The organism is Arthrobacter gyeryongensis (assembly GCF_039543785.1).
Taxonomy (GTDB): domain Bacteria; phylum Actinomycetota; class Actinomycetes; order Actinomycetales; family Micrococcaceae; genus Arthrobacter; species Arthrobacter gyeryongensis.
On sequence record NZ_BAABKK010000046.1, the window covers coordinates 1 to 1740 of the forward strand.

The following is a 1740-nucleotide window of genomic DNA, read 5'->3' on the forward strand; positions in this document are numbered from 1 at the left end:
TCCTCGTTGGCGGCAGCCGGATCGCTCCGAAGGTCGCCGTCCTCAAGCCGGTCTCTGCCGCCATCAGCATCGGCTCGGGAGGCCCCTTCGGCGCCGAAGGGCCCATCATCATGACCGGTGGCGCGATCGGCTCGATCCTCGCCCAGCACCTCCACCTCACCGCGGACGAGCGCAAGACACTGCTCGTGGCGGGAGCGGCGTCCGGCATGGCCGCGACGTTCAATTCGCCCCTCGCCGCCGTGTTGCTCGCCGTCGAGCTGCTTTTGTTCGAATGGCGTCCCCGCAGCTTCGTACCTGTGGCCGCCGGGGTCGCGGTCGCGACCGTGGTGCGGGGCGTGATCCTCGGCACCGCACCGATCTTCCCCGTCTCGACCACCGGATTGCACCTGACGCCCGGTATCGAGGCGCTGGCCGCCGTCGTCGGCATCTCCGGCGCGCTCGTCGCCGCCGGAGCAACCTGGCTCGTGTACCGGGCAGAGGACGCGTTCTCCCGGCTGCCCATCCACTGGATGTGGTGGCCCGCCATCGGCGGACTCATCATCGGCGCGGGCGGTCTCATCGAGCCCCGCGCCCTGGGCGTCGGCTACGACGTGATCGACCAGCTGCTGACGGGGCACGCGACGACAGGGCTCATCATCGGCATCCTCGTGGTCAAGACGCTCATTTGGTCGCTGTCCCTGGGCAGCGGGACCTCCGGCGGTGTGCTCGCTCCGATCTTCATGATCGGCGCGGCACTCGGCGCAGCGGCTGGCCTCGTCTTGCCGGGCGTCATCCCGGGGTTCTGGGCATTACTCGGGCTCACCGCCGTCGTCGGAGGCGTCATGCGCTCGCCCCTCACCGGCGTGATCTTCACTCTCGAGTTGACCAATGCGTGGGCTGTTGCACTCCCGCTGCTCATCGCCTCGGTGGTTGCCTACGGCGCGTCCGTCCTGTTCCTTCGACGTTCGGTGCTCACCGAGAAGATCGCGCGCCGCGGACTCCACTTGACCCGCGACTACACGACCGATCCGCTCGAGACGTTCTTCTGCGAGGACGTCATGCGCGCACCGGCCGCTGCGCTCACCGAGGCAACGCCTGTGCTCCATCCGCGGGAAACACTCCGTCACGCCGCCTACGTCCTCGCCCGGACCGGCGCGCCCGAAGCTGCGGTAGTGAACGACGACGGCGCGTGCCTTGGGCTCATCGGCCCGTCGGATTTGCTCGTGGCCAGGCTGCACGACCTCACCGAGGCGACCGACCGGGACCGTTCGCTCCGCTACCTCACCCGGGTGGGAATGCAAGGCAGCAAATGATCGACAGCACATACGCGAACTTCGCCAGCGGGCTGGCCACCCTGATCACGGGCAGCCCTTCCTGCAAACGCCCCATTTTGAGAACCCCCAGACGATCCGGCCCATCCGGGGCCGCGATGCCCAGAATTCCTCTCAGAACCGCTGCCCACGCACATAACGCACCACCGGGCTCTGCGGCCGCATGGTTTTGCGAGACAGGTTGATGGGAGCCTCGCATAGATGCCCGCACGAAGGAAATATCATGCCGCGTTCCATGAGGAATCGGTTCGGCTGGTCTTGTCCTCGAACCGGCCGGGAAAGCAGATCGCCGAGGAGATGATGAGCAGCGGGCCCGGAACCACCGTCCCATCCGACGCCGATGAGATCGAGCAGCACCCGTGCCCCCACTGCCACGTCCAGCCGGGCTCGCCGTGCCGGTCCCGCTCCGGCGCCGTCGCCTCGACCTACC

At 68.0% G+C, this 1740-nt stretch carries 2 protein-coding genes; both read left to right on the forward strand.

All coding sequences use genetic code 11. The features are described 5' to 3' along the window. A partial coding sequence (locus tag ABEA18_RS24095; RefSeq protein ID WP_345453835.1) for a chloride channel protein occupies positions 1–1292 on the forward strand: 1292 nt, incomplete at its 5' end. A gap of 219 nt (positions 1293–1511) precedes the next feature. After that, positions 1512–1740 (forward strand): zinc finger domain-containing protein (locus tag ABEA18_RS24100; RefSeq protein ID WP_345453839.1); only part of this gene is annotated, 229 nt, incomplete at its 3' end.